Below are 23,008 nucleotides of genomic sequence, written 5' to 3' on the forward strand. Positions count from 1 at the left end.
AAAAAAAACAGAAGTGTACTAGTACACAAAACTAATAACAAGTATCAAATACAAATAATAAATGTATATTTTTATAAAAATGTGGTATCATATAATTATGAGGCTATACATAGGAGGTAAAAATGCTAAATAGAAATGATGGGTGTTGGTGTGGCAGTGGTAAAAAATATAAAAAGTGCCACCTAGAATTTGATGAAAAACTAAGGGAATACAGGATGAAGGGCCATATAGTGCCGGATGAAACTATAATAAAGACACCAAGAGAGATAGAGGGAATAAAAAAGTCAGCTGAAGTAAACACAGGTATACTAGACTTCTTAGAGGATAAGGTAGTGGCTGGAATGTCGACTGAAGATATTGACAAGATGGTATATAAATATACAGTAGACCATGATGCTATTCCAGCGCCTCTTAACTATGAAGGATATCCAAAATCTTGTTGTACGTCAATAAATAACGAGGTTTGTCACGGAATACCAGATGAAAAAGTGATATTAAAGGATGGAGATATAATAAATGTAGATATATCTACTATAAAGGACGGATATTTCTCTGATGCGTCAAGAATGTTTACGATCGGTAATGTGAGCGAAGAGGCTAAAAAGCTAGTTGAGTTCACTAAAGAGTGCCTAAATAAGGGCCTAGATCAGGTAAGACCGTGGGGGCATATAGGCGATATAGGAGCTGCTATACAGGAGTATGCCCACGAGAATGGCTATAGTGTTGTTACCATGTTTGGTGGCCACGGTATAGGTAATGAATTCCACGAAGAACCATTTGTGTCTCATGTAGGTCAGAAGGATACTGGTATGCTTATGGTGCCTGGTATGGTGTTTACAATTGAGCCCATGATAAATATAGGCAAGCCACAAGTTTATATAGACAAGAAAAATGGCTGGACATCATACACTAGAGATGGTTCCTTGTCAGCCCAGTGGGAACACCAGGTCTTAGTAACAGAGGATGGTTACGAGATAATTTCTCACTAATCGACAAAGCATACTTTGTTTTGGGGGAATTGTAGTTTTGTTGGAATTGCAAGAGAGGCTTGGAGTCCAAGTTGAAATAAGAATCTGATTTAAATTTAGATCCGAGTTAAATTTAGAACCGAATTTTAATTTAGGATTGAATTTAAATGGAAAGTACAAGTTAAATATGGGGGCTATTGCCCCCTATATAAAAAATATATGAAAAGTGCTTGACATGAATAGATATATGTTATATACTAGTTGAGTAGAAAAGAAGTAGAGTCCGTTCTCACCTTATGGCAGAGCTTAATAAGGTTGTATAAGTATCAGAAGCATAGATTATAATCTATGGATAACTTATGGCGGATTTGTTCCGTCTTTTTTATTGTAAAAAATGAACTAAGCATTTTTATTAAGTTGAAAGTAGAGGTGTTCTATTATTAGTAAAGAACTAGCAATTAATGAAGAAATCAAAGCAAAGGAAGTAAGACTGATATCTGACGACAATGAACAGTTAGGTGTAGTTTCAATAAAGCAGGCTATGGAAATGGCAGCTAAGAAGAATCTTGATTTAGCAATGATTTCACCAAATGCAGAACCACCTGTTTGTAGAATAATGGATTACGGTAAATTCAGATATGAGCAGGCGAGAAAAGAAAAAGAAGCCAAGAAAAAACAGAAGGTAGTAGTTGTTAAGGAAGTTAGACTAAGACCAGGTATTGGCGATAATGATTTAAAGACTAAGTCTAATAATGCTATTAAGTTCCTACAAAAGGGAGATAAGGTCAAGGTTGAGCTTAGATTCAGGGGTAGAGAGCTAGGCCATAAGGATATAGGCAAGGAAGTAATGATGAAATTCATAGAATTAGTAAGTGAATTTGGAGAACCTAATAAGGCCCCTAAGTTTGAGGGTAATAATATGGTTGTAATTATAGATCCAAAGAAATAGATAATAATTGAGAGGAGGATTTTGTTATGCCAAAAATGAAGACACATAGAGGTGCAGCAAAGAGATTAAAGAAAACAGGAAGCGGTAAGTTAAAGAGAGCTAAGGCTTACAAGAGTCATATACTTACTAAGAAGTCTCCTAAGACTAAGATGAACCTTAGACAGTCAACTTTAGTTAGTGACGGAGATGCAAAGAGAATAGCACAGTTATTACCATACAAGTAAGAAATATTTTTAGGAGGAAGAGGAATGGCAAGAGTAAAGAAGGGTATGAATGCCCATAAGAGACATAAAAAAATATTAAAGCTTGCAAAGGGATTCAGAGGATCAAGAAGTAAGCTTTTCAAGACTTCAAACCAGTTTGTAATGAAGTCATTAAAGAACGCATATGTTGGTAGAAAGCAGAAGAAGAGAGACTTCAGAAAGCTTTGGATACAGAGAATAAATGCTGCATGTAGAATGAACGATATATCTTACTCAAAGTTCATGCATGGACTTAAGAAGGCTGATATAGAAGTTAACAGAAAGATGTTATCTGAAATGGCTATAGCTGATCCACAGGGATTTGCTCAGTTAGTAGAAGTAGCAAAGTCAAAGTTAGCTTAGTTAAAAGTGGGGTCTAGTTTAAGCTAGGCTCTTTTTATTATTGTTTTATAAATTATAAGTATATAAATTTTCGATAGATAATCACATGATAATTGTTATTTTTTATGGTTTATTGGATATAATATAATTAGCGGTATAGATTGTTTATACTTTGAAAATGTAAAGGAGAAAGGGGGCGTAAAATGACTAAAAAGGAATTGACAGATTATAAAATAATGACTATAAAGCTATTGATAAAGGCAGCCAAGTTTGTAATAGAAGAGTATGGTATAGACAACTTGACTATTAGAAAGGTCGGGGATAAGGCTGGCTACAATAGTGCTACCATTTATAATTATTTTGAAAACATAGAACATCTTAAGATATTTGTATTCTTGTTTGATTATGATGAATACATAAGCGATTTAGAGAACTATGTAGATGATAGTTTAACAAGTTTGGAGAATTATCATAATGTGTGGGAATGTTATGCAAAGCATAATATGATAAATATTGACGCTTTCTATAGCTTTTTCTTCAATAACCTAGAGAGAAACATAGCTGAGTATATAGACGAGTATTATCAGATTTTCCCAGTTAAAAAGGTAGAGCATAGTAAATTTATAGAAAAGATGCTCGAGTCTTCTTCTCTTGAAAGCAGAAATATCTATATGCTACAAGAAATTGCAAATGATGGATTCTTAGACCAAGACAAGCTTGAGTGGGTCAATGACCTTACTTCATACTCGCATGAATCAATTCTTTATAGGGTATATAAGGGTAAGATTTCTAGAGATGATGGGGCAGATATGATACTATCTTTTGTTGATAATATACTTCAAGAACACATTATTAAAAATTAGTAAATAAATAAGCCTTCAAAAGAAGTTTACTTTTGAAGGCTTATATTTTTGATTTATTTTTTTATTGTGTCTTTTACTATTTTTACTACATCTACTGATGTACTAACACCGGACTTAATCCTGTCCTTGATAACAGCAGCATCTTCTGTGATGTCCTTTGCATTTCCAACGATTGTATCAACATTGCCTGTTATCGAAGGCAAGTTTGCTACTGTAAGACCTATGCTGTTCCTGTTTTCTTTAATCAATGTGTCAACACTTCTAAGAATCTCTGCAAGTCTTTTTAAAAAGATTATAAGAAAAACCATTGCAACACACCCTAGTAGAGCAAGAATTGATAGGAATAAACTCATATCTAATGTAATTGTCATATCTGATCTCCTTAATCTACTTTTGAATCTTCTTTTCTAACTTTCTTTCTTCTTTCTGGAATTTATTGAAGGCTTCTTGTTTTTTGTCAGATGCCTTGTCCTCAAGTTCTTTCTTCTTATCGTTTAGCTTGTCTTCAACATCTTCTTTTTTATCCTTGACAGCATCTTCTATTTCTTCTTTTTTGTCATTAGCCTTATCTGCCATTTCTTCAGCCTTATCGTTTGCCTTTTCAGCTACTTCTTCAGCTGTATCAACTGTTTTATCGACTGCTTTTCCGAACTTCTTGTCAGCCTTCTGAACATTTTCAACAGTTTTTTCTACCTTGTCTTCGATTTTTCCTTCAAGTACATCTAGCTTGTTTTCAAGTGTTTCGAATTTGTTATCTAATTTAACATCTACAACATGATACTTTTCCTTAAAGTATTCATTTACGTTTTCACGAGATTCTCTTACCTTTGACTTAACTGTTGCTAGTCCGTTGCTAATCTTATAAAGTAGAGTATCTTTTTCAACTACCACATAGTCAGCAACATCAGATGATGTATCTTTTAGCTTCTGAGCGGTCTTCCTGCCAGTTTCAGTTTCTGATGCTAGCTTTGATGTTACAACACCTGCAGTAACTCCTAGAGCAGCTAGTTTAGCAACCTTAGCTAGTCTCTGTCTTCTTAATTCTCTCTGTCTCTGCTTTTTCTTCTTTTCAAAATAATTTGTAATTGTCATAATGACCTCCTGTTATAATAAATTGATAATCCGCCTTACATTGCTTATCATTTTTTTATTGATATATTATCTTATTACCCAAAAATAGATAGATTATTAATAAATTTAAATAAAAAACAAGAATTTTTAGAAAAATATATAAAAAATATATGATTTGAATTATTAAATAGATAAGGTACATGAAATATATAACAAAATGTAATTTATTTCTTTATTTAACTAAAATAAAAAGACTTTCAAGCGTGATTAATCCTTTAGAAAGTGAAAAAAGGTTGCATTTTTGTTACAAATATAGTAGAATATAAAACTGTGAAAGGTAAAAGTTACAAAGTGTTACTTATTAGCCTATTTTTATGGCTTGTAAGACTAAAACAAAAAAGGAGATTAAGGATGAAGAAAATATTTAATATAATGATGGCAATATTACTTGCTGGACAGTTTGCTTTTTATACGACTAGCAAGGTAGAGGCTGCTGAAGATAGTGGCGTGGTAATAGAAAATGAAGAGGGATGGAAGTCTGTGAATAATAGACAGATGTACTACAGTGAAAATAAGGCTGTTAAGGGATGGCAAAGAATAGGTGGTCTTTGGTATTACTTTAATAAGGAAGGACATATGGTAAGCGGAGTTCAAACAATAAATGCCAACAAGTATGTTTTTAACCAGGACGGTAGTTTAAAAGAAAAATTGAAAAATAATAGTGAATATACAAGTGTAGTTGAGGGAAATAAGACACCTGCCCCAGCAAAAAGCTCAAACAATGCTAGGGTTGCAAATGGAGTATATGATAGGAGTGGAAATCTGATTGGAACAGGTAGAAAGTACATATCTAATGCAAGTGCTTATTCTGGAGATACAACTACAGCCTCAGGCCAAAGACCTAGATGGGGAACTATAGCAGTTGACCCGAAAGTTATTCCACTTGGCTCTAGAGTTTATGTTCCTTATTATGATAAGGTATTTATAGCCAATGACACAGGTGGCATAATAAGAGGTACTATGATTGACATATTCATGAAATCACCTAAAAATATGAGGAATTTTGGTAGAAGAAATATAGAAATATATGTTCTAAACAAATAAAATATAATAAGGTAGAGAATATAGTATAAAAAACTATAATAAAAAAATTACAATAAAAAACTATAATAAATGAAAATTCTATAGTAAATAAAAAATGCTGTTGGCTATGCCTGCAGCATTTTATAATTAATGTATATTGAATAATATATATCTGACTATTTATAGCATTCTTTTTTTGAAAATATCCTTATGACTAGATACAAAGTATAGGGCGGATGTATCTTGAGTTGATGGATTTTTTATCTTGTATCTGTAATCTGATACCAATCTCATGCTGTCTCCAGCATTTAATACAACTTCACCTCCTTGGTTATTGCAAATTGAAAGATCACCTTTTTCTACTAGGATTATCTCTTCACTGTTTAAGTCAGAAAGTGGATAGTATACAGTTTCAGTTTTTGCTCTTATTTTTACCCTGTATAAGTCAAATTCAGAGCTTTTGCCACCAGCTGTTAGCAACTGAAATTCAAGGTTACTTTTGCAGGTATCTATAATTGTGGGTTGTTCATCAACCCTTCTTACAAGAGATTCTAGTGTGAATGACTCTTTGAATAATGATGATACAGATAAGTTCATTGTACGAGCTATTGATGTTATAACACTTAAACTTGGATTACCTAGACCTCTTTCAAGTTGGCTAAGTAGGGCAGTGCTTATTCCTGAACGCTTAGAAAAATCTTTGATAGTAATATTATTACTTCTTCTATAGTCGGCTAACTTAGAACCTAGTTGTGAAACATCCATATTACACCTCCTCTTATATAAGTATTATTTTTTATTTAACAAATATTGATACAATAACTTTGAGAAAATAATACATATGAGATTTTAAATTATTTTTTGTGGAACGCCAACGTATAATAAGTTCAAAAATACTTAAGATATATAATTTCGAAATATTTAGAACTATACTATCTAATCATTATTATATCACTTTTTAATATTAATTACAGTTAATTTAATAAAAAAAATCACAAATAAATAAATTTTGTTTAATGTATATACTTGTGGTAAAATATATAGTGATACATTTTAAGAAAAATAATAAATTATGTTTGTATATTCAATATTACAACTTAAAAATTATTTGTTATAATGAAAAAGTTTTACAAACAAATTAGAAAGTGATTAGTATATGATTATTTTGGGAATAGATCCAGGACTTGCTATAATTGGTTATGGTATAGTCGAATACAAAAACAGCAAGTTTAGGACCATAGATTATGGTGCTATTACAACCCCTGCCGGAATGCCGACTGTTGAAAGGTTGGATATGATATATAGGGGCATGAATCAATTGTTTCACCTCTATGATATTGATGAAGTAAGTATAGAAGAATTATTTTTTAACAAGAATATAACAACTGGTATCACGGTTGCCCAGGCTAGGGGGGTAATTCTTTTGTCTTGCGTTCAACATTCTGTACCTATCTACGAGTACACTCCACTCCAGGTAAAACAAGGTGTGTGTGGTTATGGTAGAGCGGACAAGAGTCAGGTCCAGAGGATGGTAACATCATTTTTAAATCTAAAATCTGTGCCAAAACCGGACGATGTTGCGGATGCGTTGGCTATAGCTATATGTCATGCTCATTCGAATAGGCTGAGTAAGGAATTGAATAGATTTTAGCAGATGAAGACATTTTAATATCATTAATCGTTGAACTTATGATATATAGTATATTTTTAATTTAAAGCTATAAATTATTATAAATAAAGCATAAATGAAGTCCAAAGGGTTAATATTATAATAGAAAGGAAGATTATGATAGGATACATAAAGGGGATAATCGATGAAATTGGCATTGATTATATATTGATAGAAAACAATGGTATCGGATACAAATTGCTAGTATCAACAACCACTTTGAGCCAGCTATCAATTGGTCAGGAGGCCAAGATATATACAAAGATGATAGTTAGAGAAGATGATATAAGCCTATGTGGTTTTTATAGTAAGGAAGAAGAGGAAATGTTTAAGCTTCTTACATCAGTATCAAAGGTAGGGACAAAAGTAGGTATGGGTATATTGTCGTTTGCACCACCTGCAAGGATACAGGCTATAATAATTAACTCTGACGTCACTGCTATGTCAAAGGCACCTGGAGTTGGTAAAAAGACAGCAGAGAGAATAATATTGGAGTTAAAGGACAAGGTCGGAAAAATTGTGATAGATGGACTTGATACTATGGAAAACTTACCACTTTCTGGAAAGGAAATTGCAATAGACAATTCAGAGGATGAAGCTATCAGCGCACTTATCGCCCTTGGGTACACAAGTTCTGAGGCACAAGAATCTGTCAACTTTGTCAAGCAACCTGGTATGGATGTTGAAGTGATTATAAAGAAGGCACTTGAGTATATAATGAAGACTAGCTTGAAATTTTAAGGAGGGGTCTTAGATGGATGAAGAACGCATAATAACATCGACAATGAAGGAAGAAGATTTTGAGATTGAGAATAGTCTAAGACCCAAGAGTCTGGATGACTATCTTGGTCAGGAAAAATCCAAGGAACAACTTAGGATATTTATAGATGCAGCCTTAAATAGGAATGAAGCCCTAGACCATGTCTTATTATATGGACCTCCAGGTCTTGGAAAGACTACCTTAGCGGGCATAATAGCCAATGAAATGGGTGTTAATCTTAGAATTACATCAGGACCAGCTATTGAAAGGGCTGGTGACTTGGCGGCGATACTTACCAACCTACAGGAGAATGATGTTTTGTTTATAGATGAGATACACAGGATCAACAGGTCGGTTGAAGAGGTCTTGTACCCTGCCATGGAGGACAACTGTCTAGATATAATCATAGGTAAGGGTCCATCAGCGAGATCTATAAGACTTGACCTGCCTAAGTTTACCCTTATAGGGGCTACGACTAGGGCTGGTATGCTTACAAATCCACTTAGGGATAGGTTTGGTGTGATTTTAAAATTGGACTACTATAATGAAGAAGAATTGGCGGAGATAGTCAAGAGGTCTTCATCTATACTTGGAGCAGGAATTCAAGATGAAGGAGCTATACAGATAGCATCCAGGTCAAGGGGAACACCTAGAATAGCCAATAGACTCTTAAAAAGGGTCAGAGACTTTGCTCAGGTAAGGGCAGATGGTCAAATAACGGATGATGTCGCAGTAGATGCCTTAGATTTGATAGGTGTAGACTCGTTGGGGCTTGATTTTGTAGACAACAAACTTTTGACTACAATAATAGACAAGTTCAGGGGTGGACCGGTTGGACTAGACACTCTTGCTGCCTCAATTGGAGAAGATAGAAATACAATCGAAGACGTATATGAGCCTTACTTGTTGCAGTTGGGTTTTATCAATAGGGCACCAAGGGGGAGGATAGCAATGCCTAGAGCTTATGAGCACCTGGGTATGCCGTATCCACAAGACAAGGTTAAAAAGTAGTAAAAAGGGGAGAAAATTTTGAAGACAAGTGATTTTAAATACTATCTACCAGAGGAGTTAATAGCTCAGGTACCTATTAAAGATAGGTCTAGTTCAAGGCTTATGGTACTTGATAAAGCTACTGGAGAGATAGAGCATAGGATTTTTAAGGATATAATAGACTATTTAGAAGAGGGTGACTGCCTTGTCCTAAATGATACAAGGGTAATACCAGCCAGATTGATAGGTGAAAAAGAATCAAGTGGTGGAAGGGTTGAATTCTTATTATTGAAGAGAGATGGTGAGCTTTGGGAAACTTTGGTTAAGCCCGGCAAACGTGCCAAAATAGGATCTAGGATATCTTTTGGCGGCGGTAAGTTAGTTGCAGAAGTTGTTGATATAGTAGAAGATGGGTCTAGAATGGTCAAGTTTATCTATGATGGTATATTTGAAGAAGTATTGGATGAACTAGGCAATATGCCACTTCCTCCATACATAACTGCAAAGCTTGATGACAAGGAAAGATATCAGACTGTCTATTCTAAGCATAAGGGATCAGCTGCAGCACCTACAGCAGGACTACACTTTACGGAATGCTTGTTGGAAGAAATAAAATCTAAGGGTGTAGACCTAGCATTTGTTACCCTTCACGTTGGTTTAGGGACATTTAGACCTGTAAAGGTAGATGATGTAGAGAGCCACAAGATGCATTCTGAATTTTATGTAGTCAGTGAAGAAGCTGCAGAAAAAATCAACAGGGCAAAGGAAAATGGCAAGAGGATTATATGTGTGGGAACTACAAGTTGTAGGACTATTGAATCTGTAGCAAGTGAAGATGGTAAAATGCATGCCAAAACTGGGTGGACAGACATATTTATATATCCAGGTTATAAATTTAAGGTTGTAGACAATCTAATAACTAACTTTCACTTACCAGAATCAACATTGGTCATGCTTGTAAGTGCCCTATCAAAGAAAGAATATGTTCTTTCTGCCTATGAAGAAGCTGTTAAAGAGAAGTATAGGTTTTTCTCTTTTGGTGACGCTATGTTTTTTAAGTAGGAACATAATATAGGGTTTATATTGGATATAAAGTCATTGGTAAATGAAAAACAGTTAAATACAAGTAAGAAGACATAATTAAGAAGGGGATATTAAATGTACGCAGTTAGATATGAATTAATTAAAACCTGTAAGCAGACAGGTGCAAGACTTGGAAGACTCCATACACCACATGGTGTAATAGATACACCTATATTTATGCCAGTTGGAACACAGGCAACTGTTAAGTCTATGACACCAGAGGAATTAAAGGAGATAGGGTCTCAGATTATACTTTCAAATACTTATCACCTATACCTAAGACCAGGTCATGAACTTATAAAAAAAGCAGGTGGTTTGCACAAATTTATGAATTGGGACAGACCAATACTTACTGATAGTGGTGGTTTTCAGGTATTTTCTCTAGGTCCACTTAGGAAGATAACAGAAGAGGGTGTAGAGTTTAGGTCTCATCATGATGGTTCAAAGCACTTTTTGACTCCAGAAAAGGTAATGGAAATAGAAAATGCCCTAGGCCCTGATATCATGATGGCATTTGACGAATGTGCACCTTATCCTGCTGATAGGGAGTACGTTAAAAACTCACTTGAAAGAACTACTAGGTGGCTAGAAAGATGTAAGGCTGCCCACAAAAATCCAGAGAATCAGGCCTTGTTTGGTATAGTCCAGGGTGGTATGTACAAGGACCTAAGAGAGCAATCAGCTAGGGAAATAACAGCTATAGACCTACCAGGATACGCAATTGGTGGATTGAGTGTTGGAGAACCTAAAGACCTAATGTATGAAATCTTAGAATATACAACTCCTCTTTTACCAGAGGACAAGCCGAGGTACCTGATGGGAGTTGGATCACCAGATGATTTAATAGAGGGCGTTATAAGGGGTATAGATATGTTTGACTGTGTGCTTCCAACTAGAATAGCTAGAAATGGAACAGCTATGACTAGCCAGGGTAAGGTCGTGGTCAGAAATGCATCTTATGCAGAGGATTTTACACCTTTAGATCCAGAGTGCGATTGCTATACATGTAGAAACTATACTAAGTCATACATAAGACATCTGGTAAAGACAAACGAAATACTTGGAGCTAGGCTTATTAGCAACCATAACCTACATTTCTTGTTAAATCTTATGAAGGATGTTAGACAGGCTATAATGGATGATAGGTTGATGGACTTTAGAAATGAATTCTTTGCTAAATATTATGGTAAATAAGGTAAAGATGGTTTATAATAAGGATATGTAGTAAGTAATTATTAGGAGGGATAGTATGCCACAGAATCAGATGATAATGGGTATAGGAATTTGGGTATTGATATTTGTCATATTCTATTTCCTATTGATCAGACCACAGAAAAAGAGAGATAATCAGTTAAAAGAAATGAGAAACTCTATCGAAAGAGGCGATACTGTAGTGACAGTTGGTGGAATTATAGCCAAGGTATCTAAGGTAGATGAAGACAAGGTAGTTCTAGAATTAGGTCCAAGTAGGACTAAGGTTCCATTCGAAAAATGGGCTATTGGTAGGATAGTTGAAAAAGTTTCAAATGAAGAACCAATAGAAAATGTTGAGGACAAGCTAGAACAATAAAAGCAAACTTGAAATTATATCCATATTTTGGTATAATGAATAGAGAAAATTTATTATAGTATGGAGGGTAAAGACATGGAAAAAAAGCATGTGAAGACTCTTTCAAAGGCTACTCTAAAGAAGAGTGCAGCTAAGGGTGGATGTGGAGAATGTCAGACATCTTGCCAGTCAGCTTGCAAAACTTCTTGTACAGTTGCTAATCAGGAGTGCGAAAGATAGTATACGTAAAAACAGCCTTAGGGCTGTTTTTATTGTTCATATTTTATTTTTAAGAGGAGGATAGTATGAAGATAAGAAAAAAAATAGCGAGTATCTTGCTGACGTCCATTTTACTAGCGGGCCTTTCAGTTAATGTAAATGCCTTAGATAGCAGAGATGTTAGGTCGATAGCTGGAATAGACAGGTATGCTACTGCAAGTGGTATAGCTGGTAACTTTGGACCATATGAAAATGTAATATTGGTAAATGCAGATAATAATATGCTAGCTGATGGTCTTAGTGCCAGTGGACTTGCTGGTGTTTTAAATGCACCTATTTTATTAGTTCACAAGGACTCAATACCAAATGAGACACAGCTAAGAATAGATATTGCTAAGAGGATATATATTATAGGTTCAGAAGGATCAATTAGTAGGGGCTTAGAAGACAGGTTAAGAGACCAGAGTATGGGTGGATTTTCTGTTAAGAGAATTGGTGGAGTAAACAGATACGAAACTAGTTACAATGTAGCTAGAGAAATACTGAGCATAAAAAATTCAGTAGGCAAGGTATTTGTAGCCAACGGAAGACTTGGAGAAGCCGATGCCATGAGTGCATCAGCAATAGCTGCAAGAGATGGAGAACCTATATTACTTACAAATGGTAATAATATGGATTCAAAATCTATGTCAATAGTTCTTAGAACTAATAATATATATGCAGTAGGTGGTAGCAATGTTATATCACAAAGCCTAGTATCTAGCCTAAATGCAAGAAGAATTTCAGGCAAAAATAGATACTATACAAATTCTCTTTTAATAAACCAGTTCTATCAGAACTCAAATGGTTCATACTACTTGAGTGATGGTTATAAATTAGTCGATGCTCTTACAGGTGGTCCTTTAGCAGGTAAGAACAATGCACCTATTTTCCTAGTAGGACCTAACAATAACAAGTCTATTTTAAGGGGAGCTAGCGAGTTGGTATCTCTTGGAGGTATAAATAGGTCAGTCATTAAACAGTGTATTAATGCTGCAAATAGGTAGTCATGAAGAAAAAAAAATATTACAGTAGAAAAAAATATAATAGCAAAAAATTAAATATAGACAATAACAATAGCACTGTTACCAAGTCTTGGGCCAGTGCTAATGTTGAAATTAGACTATATGCTATTTATTCCTTTGTGGTATTCTTAGCTATAGAATGGATATTCAGAGGAAGTATAGGTAAATTTTTTGGTTTTATGATGGATTATCCTCTAGCTTTTATAGTAAATTGGATATTGCTATTCCTAATATTTGCTGTGGCTATTTTTGTCTCTAAAAAGAAATTCTACTTGTATGTTTCCACATTTATTTTGATACTGTTGGTTACGGCCAGTAGGATTGTCAATGATATGAGAGGGATGCCTATATCTCCATATGACTTGTATTCATACAAGGAGGCATTTGAAGTTTCCAATATATTCCTGTCGTTTAAGGGCATAGCCTTGATAGTTATTTGTATATCTCTCGCTATTGGTATAAGTGTGATAGTATATAAAAGAGATAAGGGATATATAAGGACAAGGGTTAAAAGAAATATGTTCGTATATATTGTTTTGATGAGTATTTTTCTTATTGTAACCCCCCAGCTTAGGAGTGCAAAAATATTGGTACCCATAGCCTGGAATGTAAATATATCTTATCAACACAATGGATTTGTCTATTCTTTCTTGTCGGAAACTATATCGTCATTTAGGAGGAAGCCTAAGGGTTATAGTAGGAAGACCATTGAAGAAATCAGAAAAGAAGTTGACAAAAGGGAAAAGAATGACAAGAGGGGTTTGGGACAAAATAATCCTGACATAATTGTAGTCCAGTTAGAGGCCTTTATGGATCCAACTAGAATAAAAAATGTCACTTTTAATCAAGACCCAATGCCAAATATGAGAAAACTCATGAAAAACTATACTTCTGGACATATGAATGTTCCGGTTACTGGTGGAGGGACTGCTCGTACAGAATACGAAATCCTAAGTGGTGCGAACTTTGACTATCTAAATCCAGGGGAAATACCTTATCAGACTTTTTTGGCTGAGAACGACTCGATATCAATGGCTAGAACCCTGTCTAAAAGCGGATACAAGGCCAGTGCAATACACAACTTCAATATGAGGTTTTATAATAGAGACAAGGGCTATAGGCATCTTGGTTTTGGAAAATTTATACCTGGAGAATCTATGACCAATTTGGAACACACTCCTTTGGGCTGGCCAAAGGATTCTGTACTTACAAGATATATAATGGATGAACTTGGATCCAAGGATAGTAAAAATACAAAACCTTCATTTGTGTTCACTGTATCTACCCAGGGACATGGATCATATCCATCATCTAGGATGGCGATGCCTTATCCCATAAAAATAGAAAAGGCCAGTATGAATCCAGCCTTTAAAAATCAGGTTGAGTACTATGCCAACCAAGTATATGAGATGGACAAGTTTGTCGGTGACTTAGTTGGTGAAATCAACAAGAGGAAGAAACCTACAGTATTGGTCCTATATGGTGATCACCTACCAGGTCTTAGCCTATTTAGGACCTATCTAGAAAATGAGTACCTATATTCTTCTATATTTGCCTTAGTCAACAATTATGGTACTAGGAAGTTAGATGTGGGCAAGGATTTTCAGGCTTACCAGATGTCAAGTCTTATAATGAAGGCAGCTGGACAAAAGTATGGACCTTTTGACCTTATCAATGCCTATATGAGAAATGACAAAGACTATCAAAAAAAGCTCGAACTTGTCCAATATGATGTTTTATTTGGCAAGAAATACTTCTTAAAGGATAGTGAAGTTCCAGAGGCCAATAAAATGACAATTGGAAATGGCTCATTAAAGATTAAGAAAGTAGAGAATAGGGGAGGAGACTTTTATATAGTTGGTGAAGGCTTTAATAGAAATGCAAGGGTATATATAGACGGCAAAGAAGTTGAGGCTGATTTTAAGGATGATAAGAACATTAGACTGTATGATTCCTTCTATAGTGGAGTCAAGAAGATAGAGCTTAGGCTATTTGACAGTCATAGGAATGAAATCTATAAATCGAATGTATATAAGTTTAAATTTTAGACTTAATAGAGAGTTTGTTAGCTGTATAAAATTTAATTAATAGGCTAGGTGATGACTGCTTATATGGTCGCCACCTAGCTATTTTTATTCTATAAATAAAAATAGGATATGCTTGATAAAAAGTCTATTTTGTATTATTATATATACATTATGTGCAAGGTTGACTAGATATTAAAAGGTATTTTTAATAGGAATTATAACTTAGGAGAAAACAAATGTTAAAAAAGTTTAGGAACAAACCAACTATCCTGTACTGGTTGAGTCCAGCCCAGATTATGGTTTTTGGATTTGGAAGTATAATATTGTTAGGGGCCTTTTTATTGACCCTACCTATAGCATCAAATAAGGGTGTATGGACTCCCTTTATTGACTGTCTATTTACGGCAACTTCATCGGTATGCGTTACTGGTTTAGTTGTTTTGGATACAAGCCTGCACTGGAGCTTATTTGGTAAGATTGTCATAATTCTCTTGATTCAGATTGGTGGTTTGGGATTTATGACCATAAGTACCTTGATTGTCCTGTTTTTAGGCAAAAAAGTAGATATAAGGCAGAGGGTACTGATTAAGGAAAGTTATAATCAAGACCATATATCGGGTACTATAAAGATGGTACTTGCCGTTATAAAATATACATTTTCTGTGGAGATAATTGGTAGCATAATGCTCTCTACGGTATTTATACCTGAATTTGGGTTTTATAAGGGCATAGGGTATAGTGTATTCCACTCTATATCTGCCTTTTGTAATGCTGGATTTGACTTGTTTGGCTCAAAGTACGGTGCCTTTACTTCTATTAGCCACTATTATAACAATCCTGTGGTAGTGTTTACAATTGCTGCCCTTATTATTTTAGGCGGTGCAGGATTCTTTGTTGGAGCTAATATATTATCCGGAAAGAGTCTTAAGAAGTGGAAGCTTACTAGTAAGCTAGGTGTATTAATAATGGTATTTCTTTTGGTCCTAGGTACGGTTCTCTTGTTTACGGGTGAATATAACCATTCACTATCAGGAATGACTGGCTTGGAGAAGTTCGAGGTTGCCTTCTTCCAGTCTGTTACTGCTAGAACTGCTGGTTTTGCGACTATAGATTTGACCAAATTTAGGGAAAGTAGTCTCTTGGTAATGATATTTTTGATGTTCATAGGTGCATCACCTGCTTCTACAGGTGGTGGTATTAAGACAACTACATTCGCTGTATTGTTGCTTGCACTTAGGACATTTTTAAAGAACGAAAGTGAAATAACGGTCTTTAGGAGAAGGATTGGTGTCTATACGATAAGAAAGTCAATAGGCGTATTGGTAATGGGAATGATATTCTTGCTTGTAGGAACCTACTTGATATCTGCTACACAAGGGCCGAAATTTGGATTACTTGAGTCTAGCTTTGAGGTTACATCAGCCTATGCCACTGTTGGTCTGTCTCTTGCGGGTACAAATAACCTAAATGGACTAGGAAGATTTATACTAATAGTATTGATGTTTGCAGGTAGGGTTGGAAGCCTTACCCTTGTATCCATATTTATCAAGGAAAACAAGATGAAAAACGTAAGATATGCTGAAGAGAGCATAACGGTTGGATAGGTGACGGATGTTAAAATATGGCTAGTATAGGTATATGAATGATATAAAAAGTAGGTAAGATTAAAATTAAAAGTATATGAATATTTAGAGGTGTAAAATGAAACAATACATGGTAATAGGAGCGGGTAGATTTGGCGTTTCAGTAGCCAAGACATTGATAAGAGAAGGACAGGAAGTCATGCTTGTAGACGGAAGTGAAGAGGTTGTCCAGCAACTTTCCGAGGATATAGAAAATATAGCTATAGTTGATGTTGCTGATGAAATGGCCTTAAAAAATGCAGGACTTAACAATTTTGATGTAGCTATAGTTGCTATAGGTACAGATTTGAGGGCGTCTATAATGGCTACCCTTATAGCCAAGGAGTCAGGTGTTCCGTATGTAATATCCAAGGCTAAGGACAAGCTACAGGCCCAGGTACTACACAAGATAGGGGCAGACAAGGTTATATTTCCAGAGGTGGATATGGGTGAAAAACTAGCCAAGTCTCTTGTATTTGAAAATGTACTAGACTATATGGATATAGATGAAAATCATACTATATTTGAGATGAGAGTGCCTTCCTCATGGGTTGGTAAAAATATGATAGACCTCCAGATAAGAAACAAGTTTTCTATGAATGTTGTTGCTGTTAAAAAGGATAAGCATTTTGAAGTACCGGCGGATCCAAACAAGGAGTTTTCTCCTGAAGATATAATTGTTGTAGCAGGTAAGATCAAGGATATACAGAAGGTAGCTAAGGGTATGCTTTAAAGGAGGCAAGTATGTATATTAAGAGTAAGGACAACGATAAATTCAAGCTAACAAAATCCTTGTTGACTACAAAATACAGGAACAAGGAAGGAAAGTACATAGCTGAAGGTCAAAGAACTATAGAGCTTGCTATAGAATACGGTGCTAGCATAGAATTTGTCTTTGTTAATGAAAGATTTTATAATGATCCTAGTAAGGGTGTCTTAATAGCAAGTTTAAAAGAAAGTACCCATGTGTATATCTTGGATGATTCCTTGTTTAGGCGGGTAGTAACTACTGAAAATTCTCAAGGAATATTGGCTGTAATAAATAAAAAGAAGATGGATAGTGAAGATTTCAACAAAAATAAGCATAAGAAGATTGTTGTTGTTGATAGGGTTCAAGACCCAGGTAATATGGGGACTATAATCAGGACTGCTGATGCGGCAGGTTTTGACCTTATTATATGCATCAAGGGTACTGTAGACTATTACAATCCAAAGGTTGTAAGGTCTGCTATGGGGTCTATGTTTTATATGGATATGATGAGCCTTGACAATGAAGAAGCAAGAGACCTACTAAAGGTAAATGACATAGATATTGTGTCTTCTTATCTCGATACAGAAAATTATTATGATAAGGTGGACTATAATGAAAATACAGCCTTGGTTGTAGGAAATGAAGCCAATGGAATAAGTGACTTCTGGATAGGACAGTCTGATGTTTTAGTCAAGATACCTATGTTTGGTAAGGCTGAATCCCTTAACGTTGCTGTGTCATCTGCCCTACTGATGTACAAGATACTTGGTAGATAAGATATTTCATACTTGCAATCTAAGATATTTTTCTGTCAATTTTGATAAAGATGTTGATTTTTACAAAAACCAATGGTAAAATAAGTTTATTAGTTAGACAGGTAGCCTATAAACTAGGCTAGATTTGCCTAACATGATTATTATAATAGATATATAAAATAAAGCTATGATAGAGAAAAGTATTATCTAAAATATAATTCAGAGAGTAGTTGGTCGGTGAAAAACTATTTGTATTTGGATAAGAAGTTCCCTCTGGAGCAGCTTGGTTGAACACTAGATAAGTAGGCCAAGACGTGATGTGCGTTAAACTATTGAGTGGTTTATAGATATAATTAGGCTAAGTATCAAAGTTCATTTGTAGTCTTAGTCAAAGATACTATAGACTATTAGGGTGGTACCGCGATTTCAGACCTTTCGTCCCTATGGATGAAGGTCTTTTTTTATTAGAAAAAACGGAAAGGATGTTGAGTATGCAGGAGAAATTAAAAGAACTAAGAAAAATTGCTGAAGAAAAAATATTAGCAGCGACTTCTCCAGAAGAAGTTGAAAAATTAAGGGTCGACCTATTAGGTAAAAAGGGTGAACTTACAAAGATATTAAAGGAAATGGGTAAGTTATCGGCTGAAGAAAGACCTATAATTGGTAAACTAGGTAATGAAGTAAGGGAAATTATAACTAACAATATTAAAGAAAAGAAAGAAATGATCAGTCGTGCTATCCTTGAACAGAAGATAGAATCTGAAACAATAGATGTTACTATGCCTGGTAAGGTTCCTCAGATAGGCAAGCAGCATATTATTTCAAAAATGATAGATGAGGTTACTGAGATATTTATGGGAATGGGATTTTCGATTGCTGAGGGTCCTGAAATAGAGACAGTAAGAAATAACTTTGATGCCCTAAATGCCCCAAAAGACCATCCATCAAGAGATATGACAGATACTTTTTATATCACTGAAGACATCCTTCTTAGGACACAGACATCACCAGTCCAGATAAGAACAATGGAAGAGGCCGTAAAGACAAACGACCTACCACTAAAGATAATAGTTCCTGGTAGATGTTTCAGGTCAGATAGCCCAGATGCTACACATTCACCAATGTTCCACCAGATAGAGGTATTGGTTGTTGGTAAGGACATCACATTTACAGAATTCAAGGGAACTATGGAAAAGTTTGTCCAGAAGTTATATGGACCTGAGACAAAGACAAAGTTTAGACCACATAACTTCCCATTTACAGAGCCAAGTGCTGAAATTGACGTATCATGCTTTAAGTGTGGTGGAGCTGGTTGCCCTGTATGTAAAGGAGAAGGTTGGATAGAAATACTTGGTGCAGGTATGGTGCATCCTAATGTTCTTAGAAACTGTGGTATAGACCCAGATGTATACTCAGGATTTGCAGCAGGTATGGGAGTTGAAAGACTTGCTATGTTAAAGTACGGTATAGATGATATAAGACTTATGTTCGAAAATGACGTAAGATTCTTAGACCAGTTCTAGAGGAGGTAGTGTATGTTAGTATCATTAAAATGGTTAAGAGATTATGTAGATATAGATGTGGACGCTAAAGAGTTTGGCGACCTAATGACTATGACTGGAACTAAGACTGAAACAGTTGAGTTCTACGGTGAAGAAATAGAAAATGTAGTAGTTGCTAAAATCCTTGAAATTGCAGAACATCCAGATGCAGAAAAATTAGTTGTGACACAGGTGGATGCAGGTCAGGGCTCACCTATTCAGATAGTTACAGGAGCTAAGAATATCAAGGTTGGTGACTATATACCACTTGCTATAGATGGGGCAGTCCTACCTGGTGGCATAAAGATCAAAAACTCCAAGCTAAGAGGGGTAGCATCAAACGGAATGATGTGCTCTGCAAAGGAACTTGGAATAGATGAGAAGTTTGTGGAAGACTACAAGAAGAATGGAATCTATATCTTGGATATGGAAGACTCATATGAAACAGGCAGGGACGTAAAAGAAGTCCTAGGTCTAACTGATGCAGTAATAGACTTTGAACTTACTTCAAACAGACCGGACTGTAGGTGCATGATAGGTATAGCAAGAGAGGCAGCTGTTACACTAGGTAAAAATACAAAGTACCCTGAAATAAGTGTAAAAGAAGAAGCTGACAAGGAAATTGATGTAGATATTAAGATAGAAAGTCCAGACCTTTGCACTAGATATATGGCAAGAAGAGTAACTGATGTCAAGATCGAAAAATCACCATATTGGATGCAAAGACGTCTTATAGAAGCTGGAGTTAGACCAATCAACAACATAGTCGACATAACTAACTTTGTAATGTTAGAAATGGGTCAGCCTATGCACGCATTTGATATGAGAGAAATAGGCAATAACAAGATAGTTGTAAAAAATGCAGTAAAGGGTGAAAAGTTTACAACACTTGATAAGCAGGAAAGAGACCTTGACGAAGATATATTGATGATAACTAATGGAGAAAAGACTCTTGGTATAGCAGGTATCATGGGTGGTCTAGATTCTGGTGTAAAGGAAGATACAGTTGAAATAATGTTTGAGTCTGCTGTATTCAACAAGGAAAACATCAGAAAATCATCTAAGAAGCTAGGTCTAAGATCAGAAGCATCATCAAGATTCGAAAAGGGTGTATCAGAAGAAAATGCAGCCCTAGCCCTTGAAAGAGCAGTCCAGTTAGTTGAATTACTTGGTGCTGGTAAGGTTATGAAGGGTGTAGTAGATGTATATCCTAATCCAAAACCAGCTCAGACTATCACAGTCAATCCAACTAGGATCAACAAAAGAATAGGCGTAGATATACCTATGGACAGGTTCTGCAAGATAATGGAGGACCTAGAATTTAAGTGTGATCTAAAATCTGATCAAGAGTTAGTACTTGAAGTACCAGCATTTAGGCTTGATATCGAGCAGGAAGCAGATATATTTGAAGAAATAGCTAGAATATACGGATTTGCTAATATACCATCAATTCAGCTACAGGGCAACACTACAGCAGGTGTAAAGACTGACAAGCAGAAGTTCCTAGACAAGGTAAAGACTACAGCTATAGGCTCAGGAATGTATGAAATACTTACATACTCATTTGTCAGCCCTAAGGGACTAGATAAAATCATGGTTCCAGAAGATTCAAACCTAAGAGATGTAGTAAAACTACTAAACCCACTAGGTGAAGATACATCAATAATGAGAACTACACTTATACCAAATATGATGGATGTAATTACAACAAATATATCTCATAATATAGATACAGCATCAGTGTTTGAATGTGGTCATGTGTTTACACCAACTGATATGGCTGGAGTAGAAGAAACTAGGATATGTCTAGGTATGTATGGAGAAGACAAAGACTTCTTCACTCTAAAGGGAGTTCTTGATAGGATATTTGAAAGAGTAGGAATAAAGGATCAGAGATACATAGCAGATAAGACAAACACATCATTCCATCCAGGTAGGTGTGCAGATATCTTGGTAGGAGAAACATTCCTAGGAACAATAGGAGAAATCCACCCATATGTACTAGAAAACTACGGAATATCTAAGAGAGTGTATATAGCAGAAATAAAGTTAGACGAGGTATATACTCATAGAAACGATACAATAATATTCAAGGCCCTACCAAAGTTCCCAGCTTCATCAAGGGATATCGCCTTACTTGTAAAGGACCAAGTATCAGTAGGAAGCATAGAAGAAGTGATCATGTCAAATGGAGCAGGACTAGTAGAAGCTTGTGAGTTATTTGACGTATATAAGGGAGACCAGATAGAAGAAGGCTACAAGTCAGTTGCTTATTCAATATCATATAGAAGTCTTGAAAAGACACTTACAGATGATGAAATCAGTCCAGTACATTCTAAGATCTTAGAAGAACTTGAGAAGGAATTGGATGCAAAACTAAGAGACTAGTTTTGAAGGAAGTATGTTAATCCTTGCTTAAAAAACTGTTTATGTAAACTATAGGAAGTATGTTAGTCCTTATTAAAAAACTGTGTAAGTAAAATATAGGAAGTATGTTAATCCTTATTAAAAAACTGTTTAAGTAAAATATAGGAAGTATGTTAATCCTTATTAAAAAAACTGTCGTAAGAATATATAATATCAGTGCTTGGTCACTGAAAATTCCAAATGTGCTTTGCACCTGGAATTTTTTAATCGTGACCTTTGCACGATATTATGGATATTCTTCGCCAATGTTTTTTTGCACAAGGATAGAACATACTTCTTTGGCTCTATAATATATAGCGTTGATGGTAATAAAAAGTCCGTAAACACCGAAAGGTGAAAATGGATAAAATTACTATCATCGCTATTGTTTTTTATATAGACGAATCGTCAAATCAAATGTAACATCTATGGTAAGAGACCAAAAAGTTCTTCTATAGGTGTATTATATTTTATACATTTTCTAGGTCTATTGTTCATTAAATTTAAGTTATGATTTAAATCATCTATATCTACTTCTGATAAATCCATACCCTTAGGATAAAATGCTCTTAAAAGTCCATTACTATTTTCATTTGTACCTTTTATCATTGAATTTCCCTCTCTTTTCTGCTGGTCTTTTAAATTTTCCTTTTCTTCTCAAATTTTCCATACTGGTTTTTGGCACCTTTTTTGCGCGTATGAGTCTATATATAGTTGATGTAGATGGTATTTGATGAATCACTTTTGTACTTATATTTGATATTTGTTCAGGGGACCACTGTTCGTTAATCTTTACAGTTAAATAATCAATAACATCTTTTGATAATTTACTTTTCCTATGGCAGTCTTTCCTTCTATCAATATATTTGTCATTTGCCTTTATTGGGAAATACTTAGTATAATCTCCTCTACTATTTTTTATTTTAGATGAATTTCTTTTAATTTCTCGAGATATTGTACTAGGTGACCTTTTAAGTGCTTGTGCAATTTTCCTTATACTCATTCCTAAATTTAAAAATTGATAGATACAAGCTCTCTCTTCTATGGTAAGATG

At 35.0% G+C, this 23,008-nt stretch carries 25 protein-coding genes and 1 other annotated feature; of the genes, 20 read left to right on the forward strand and 5 right to left on the reverse strand.

The annotated features are described in order from the left end of the window. The first annotated feature begins 122 nt into the window (after nucleotides 1-122). The 5 genes from F823_RS0105840 (at nucleotide 123) to F823_RS0105860 (ending at nucleotide 3,364) form a co-directional block, all read left to right on the forward strand. The gene (locus F823_RS0105840) at nucleotides 123-989 is read left to right on the forward strand and encodes a methionyl aminopeptidase (protein WP_004167302.1); all 867 of its coding nucleotides are present in this window, start codon (nucleotides 123-125) and stop codon (nucleotides 987-989) included. A 436-nt stretch (nucleotides 990-1,425) separates the two neighbouring features. Continuing rightward, entirely contained in the window at nucleotides 1,426-1,917 is a 492-nt protein-coding gene (infC, locus tag F823_RS0105845; RefSeq protein WP_316132792.1) for a translation initiation factor IF-3, read from the forward strand. A 26-nt stretch (nucleotides 1,918-1,943) separates the two neighbouring features. Continuing rightward, nucleotides 1,944-2,141 (forward strand): 50S ribosomal protein L35, encoded by a 198-nt coding sequence (gene rpmI, locus F823_RS0105850; protein WP_002842818.1) that lies wholly within the window; start codon nucleotides 1,944-1,946, stop codon nucleotides 2,139-2,141. A 24-nt stretch (nucleotides 2,142-2,165) separates the two neighbouring features. Continuing rightward, nucleotides 2,166-2,522 carry a 50S ribosomal protein L20 gene (gene rplT, locus F823_RS0105855; RefSeq protein WP_002842772.1) on the forward strand — a complete coding sequence of 119 codons (357 nt, stop codon included), beginning with the start codon at nucleotides 2,166-2,168 and terminating at the stop codon, nucleotides 2,520-2,522. Between the two features lie 182 nt (nucleotides 2,523-2,704). Then, entirely contained in the window at nucleotides 2,705-3,364 is a 660-nt protein-coding gene (locus tag F823_RS0105860; protein ID WP_002842786.1) for a TetR/AcrR family transcriptional regulator, read from the forward strand. Nucleotides 3,365-3,417: 53 nt separating this feature from the next. On the opposite strand, the gene F823_RS0105865 is transcribed toward F823_RS0105860, so the two are convergent. Beyond that, nucleotides 3,418-3,735: a hypothetical protein gene (locus F823_RS0105865; RefSeq protein ID WP_002842808.1), complete on the reverse strand. Its 318-nt coding sequence runs from the start codon at nucleotides 3,733-3,735 to the stop codon at nucleotides 3,418-3,420. Between the two features lie 16 nt (nucleotides 3,736-3,751). Beyond that, nucleotides 3,752-4,456, reverse strand: a complete 705-nt coding sequence (locus F823_RS0105870; RefSeq protein WP_002842810.1) for a hypothetical protein — start codon at nucleotides 4,454-4,456, stop codon at nucleotides 3,752-3,754. Between the two features lie 390 nt (nucleotides 4,457-4,846). On the opposite strand from F823_RS0105870, the gene F823_RS0105875 reads away from it, so the two are divergent. After that, nucleotides 4,847-5,539: a 3D domain-containing protein gene (locus F823_RS0105875; RefSeq protein WP_019595482.1), complete on the forward strand. Its 693-nt coding sequence runs from the start codon at nucleotides 4,847-4,849 to the stop codon at nucleotides 5,537-5,539. 159 nt (nucleotides 5,540-5,698) lie between these two features. Here the strand turns inward: F823_RS0105875 and F823_RS0105880 are convergent, their stop codons facing one another. After that, a complete protein-coding gene (locus F823_RS0105880) occupies nucleotides 5,699-6,283 on the reverse strand; it encodes a helix-turn-helix domain-containing protein (RefSeq protein ID WP_004167306.1) in 585 nt (194 codons plus the stop codon). A gap of 391 nt (nucleotides 6,284-6,674) precedes the next feature. Between F823_RS0105880 and ruvC the strand changes: the two genes are divergently transcribed. From ruvC to pheT, 14 genes are all read left to right on the forward strand, one after another. Beyond that, a complete protein-coding gene (gene ruvC / locus F823_RS0105885; protein WP_004167307.1) occupies nucleotides 6,675-7,169 on the forward strand; it encodes a crossover junction endodeoxyribonuclease RuvC in 495 nt (164 codons plus the stop codon). A gap of 135 nt (nucleotides 7,170-7,304) precedes the next feature. Next, a complete protein-coding gene (gene ruvA / locus F823_RS0105890) occupies nucleotides 7,305-7,928 on the forward strand; it encodes a Holliday junction branch migration protein RuvA (protein WP_004167309.1) in 624 nt (207 codons plus the stop codon). A 13-nt stretch (nucleotides 7,929-7,941) separates the two neighbouring features. Further along, on the forward strand, nucleotides 7,942-8,958 hold the full coding sequence (ruvB, locus tag F823_RS0105895; protein ID WP_002842794.1) for a Holliday junction branch migration DNA helicase RuvB: 1,017 nt from the start codon (nucleotides 7,942-7,944) through the stop codon (nucleotides 8,956-8,958). A gap of 18 nt (nucleotides 8,959-8,976) precedes the next feature. After that, nucleotides 8,977-9,999, forward strand: coding sequence for a tRNA preQ1(34) S-adenosylmethionine ribosyltransferase-isomerase QueA (gene queA, locus F823_RS0105900; protein ID WP_004167311.1), 1,023 nt, complete (start codon nucleotides 8,977-8,979; stop codon nucleotides 9,997-9,999). 96 nt (nucleotides 10,000-10,095) lie between these two features. Further along, complete coding sequence (tgt, locus tag F823_RS0105905; RefSeq protein WP_002842759.1) at nucleotides 10,096-11,214, forward strand: tRNA guanosine(34) transglycosylase Tgt; 1,119 nt, start codon at nucleotides 10,096-10,098, stop codon at nucleotides 11,212-11,214. Nucleotides 11,215-11,269: 55 nt separating this feature from the next. Beyond that, nucleotides 11,270-11,590, forward strand: a complete 321-nt coding sequence (gene yajC / locus F823_RS0105910) for a preprotein translocase subunit YajC (protein WP_002842802.1) — start codon at nucleotides 11,270-11,272, stop codon at nucleotides 11,588-11,590. A gap of 75 nt (nucleotides 11,591-11,665) precedes the next feature. Beyond that, on the forward strand, nucleotides 11,666-11,809 hold the full coding sequence (scfA, locus tag F823_RS10870) for a six-cysteine ranthipeptide SCIFF (RefSeq protein ID WP_002842773.1): 144 nt from the start codon (nucleotides 11,666-11,668) through the stop codon (nucleotides 11,807-11,809). Nucleotides 11,810-11,874: 65 nt separating this feature from the next. Continuing rightward, nucleotides 11,875-12,834 (forward strand): cell wall-binding repeat-containing protein, encoded by a 960-nt coding sequence (locus tag F823_RS10520; protein WP_004167315.1) that lies wholly within the window; start codon nucleotides 11,875-11,877, stop codon nucleotides 12,832-12,834. Nucleotides 12,835-12,836: 2 nt separating this feature from the next. Further along, the gene (locus F823_RS0105925; protein ID WP_004167316.1) at nucleotides 12,837-14,900 is read left to right on the forward strand and encodes an LTA synthase family protein; all 2,064 of its coding nucleotides are present in this window, start codon (nucleotides 12,837-12,839) and stop codon (nucleotides 14,898-14,900) included. 215 nt (nucleotides 14,901-15,115) lie between these two features. Continuing rightward, on the forward strand, nucleotides 15,116-16,483 hold the full coding sequence (locus tag F823_RS0105930; protein WP_004167317.1) for a TrkH family potassium uptake protein: 1,368 nt from the start codon (nucleotides 15,116-15,118) through the stop codon (nucleotides 16,481-16,483). A gap of 97 nt (nucleotides 16,484-16,580) precedes the next feature. Next, complete coding sequence (locus F823_RS0105935; protein WP_002842830.1) at nucleotides 16,581-17,234, forward strand: potassium channel family protein; 654 nt, start codon at nucleotides 16,581-16,583, stop codon at nucleotides 17,232-17,234. Nucleotides 17,235-17,245: 11 nt separating this feature from the next. Next, entirely contained in the window at nucleotides 17,246-18,028 is a 783-nt protein-coding gene (locus F823_RS0105940) for a TrmH family RNA methyltransferase (RefSeq protein WP_004167318.1), read from the forward strand. Between the two features lie 157 nt (nucleotides 18,029-18,185). Further along, nucleotides 18,186-18,453 (forward strand) — a binding site (T-box leader). A 45-nt stretch (nucleotides 18,454-18,498) separates the two neighbouring features. After that, a complete protein-coding gene (pheS, locus tag F823_RS0105945) occupies nucleotides 18,499-19,530 on the forward strand; it encodes a phenylalanine--tRNA ligase subunit alpha (protein WP_002842815.1) in 1,032 nt (343 codons plus the stop codon). 12 nt (nucleotides 19,531-19,542) lie between these two features. Next, nucleotides 19,543-21,936 (forward strand): phenylalanine--tRNA ligase subunit beta, encoded by a 2,394-nt coding sequence (pheT, locus tag F823_RS0105950; protein ID WP_019595483.1) that lies wholly within the window; start codon nucleotides 19,543-19,545, stop codon nucleotides 21,934-21,936. A 444-nt stretch (nucleotides 21,937-22,380) separates the two neighbouring features. On the opposite strand, the gene F823_RS11255 is transcribed toward pheT, so the two are convergent. Beyond that, a complete protein-coding gene (locus F823_RS11255) occupies nucleotides 22,381-22,563 on the reverse strand; it encodes an IS30 family transposase (RefSeq protein ID WP_004167324.1) in 183 nt (60 codons plus the stop codon). Then, on the reverse strand, nucleotides 22,544-23,008 hold a 465-nt coding region (locus tag F823_RS10525; protein ID WP_019595484.1), incomplete at its 5' end, for a helix-turn-helix domain-containing protein. The genes F823_RS11255 and F823_RS10525, both read right to left, overlap by 20 nt.

The organism is Peptostreptococcus anaerobius VPI 4330 = DSM 2949 (genome assembly GCF_000381525.1).
Taxonomy (GTDB): Bacteria; Bacillota; Clostridia; order Peptostreptococcales; family Peptostreptococcaceae; genus Peptostreptococcus; species Peptostreptococcus anaerobius.

Coding starts and splice junctions, on each gene's coding strand:
- F823_RS11255 (WP_004167324.1), bottom strand. CDS start 22,563: ATGATAAAAGGTACAAATGAAAATAGTAATGGACTTTTAAGAGCATTT.
- pheT (WP_019595483.1), top strand. CDS start 19,543: ATGTTAGTATCATTAAAATGGTTAAGAGATTATGTAGATATAGATGTG.
- F823_RS0105870 (WP_002842810.1), bottom strand. CDS start 4,456: ATGACAATTACAAATTATTTTGAAAAGAAGAAAAAGCAGAGACAGAGA.
- F823_RS0105880 (WP_004167306.1), bottom strand. CDS start 6,283: ATGGATGTTTCACAACTAGGTTCTAAGTTAGCCGACTATAGAAGAAGT.
- rplT (WP_002842772.1), top strand. CDS start 2,166: ATGGCAAGAGTAAAGAAGGGTATGAATGCCCATAAGAGACATAAAAAA.
- F823_RS0105865 (WP_002842808.1), bottom strand. CDS start 3,735: ATGACAATTACATTAGATATGAGTTTATTCCTATCAATTCTTGCTCTA.
- ruvC (WP_004167307.1), top strand. CDS start 6,675: ATGATTATTTTGGGAATAGATCCAGGACTTGCTATAATTGGTTATGGT.
- F823_RS0105860 (WP_002842786.1), top strand. CDS start 2,705: ATGACTAAAAAGGAATTGACAGATTATAAAATAATGACTATAAAGCTA.
- F823_RS0105935 (WP_002842830.1), top strand. CDS start 16,581: ATGAAACAATACATGGTAATAGGAGCGGGTAGATTTGGCGTTTCAGTA.
- yajC (WP_002842802.1), top strand. CDS start 11,270: ATGCCACAGAATCAGATGATAATGGGTATAGGAATTTGGGTATTGATA.
- ruvB (WP_002842794.1), top strand. CDS start 7,942: ATGGATGAAGAACGCATAATAACATCGACAATGAAGGAAGAAGATTTT.
- scfA (WP_002842773.1), top strand. CDS start 11,666: ATGGAAAAAAAGCATGTGAAGACTCTTTCAAAGGCTACTCTAAAGAAG.
- pheS (WP_002842815.1), top strand. CDS start 18,499: ATGCAGGAGAAATTAAAAGAACTAAGAAAAATTGCTGAAGAAAAAATA.
- tgt (WP_002842759.1), top strand. CDS start 10,096: ATGTACGCAGTTAGATATGAATTAATTAAAACCTGTAAGCAGACAGGT.
- rpmI (WP_002842818.1), top strand. CDS start 1,944: ATGCCAAAAATGAAGACACATAGAGGTGCAGCAAAGAGATTAAAGAAA.
- F823_RS10520 (WP_004167315.1), top strand. CDS start 11,875: ATGAAGATAAGAAAAAAAATAGCGAGTATCTTGCTGACGTCCATTTTA.
- ruvA (WP_004167309.1), top strand. CDS start 7,305: ATGATAGGATACATAAAGGGGATAATCGATGAAATTGGCATTGATTAT.
- F823_RS0105925 (WP_004167316.1), top strand. CDS start 12,837: ATGAAGAAAAAAAAATATTACAGTAGAAAAAAATATAATAGCAAAAAA.
- F823_RS0105930 (WP_004167317.1), top strand. CDS start 15,116: ATGTTAAAAAAGTTTAGGAACAAACCAACTATCCTGTACTGGTTGAGT.
- F823_RS0105940 (WP_004167318.1), top strand. CDS start 17,246: ATGTATATTAAGAGTAAGGACAACGATAAATTCAAGCTAACAAAATCC.
- F823_RS0105875 (WP_019595482.1), top strand. CDS start 4,847: ATGAAGAAAATATTTAATATAATGATGGCAATATTACTTGCTGGACAG.
- F823_RS0105840 (WP_004167302.1), top strand. CDS start 123: ATGCTAAATAGAAATGATGGGTGTTGGTGTGGCAGTGGTAAAAAATAT.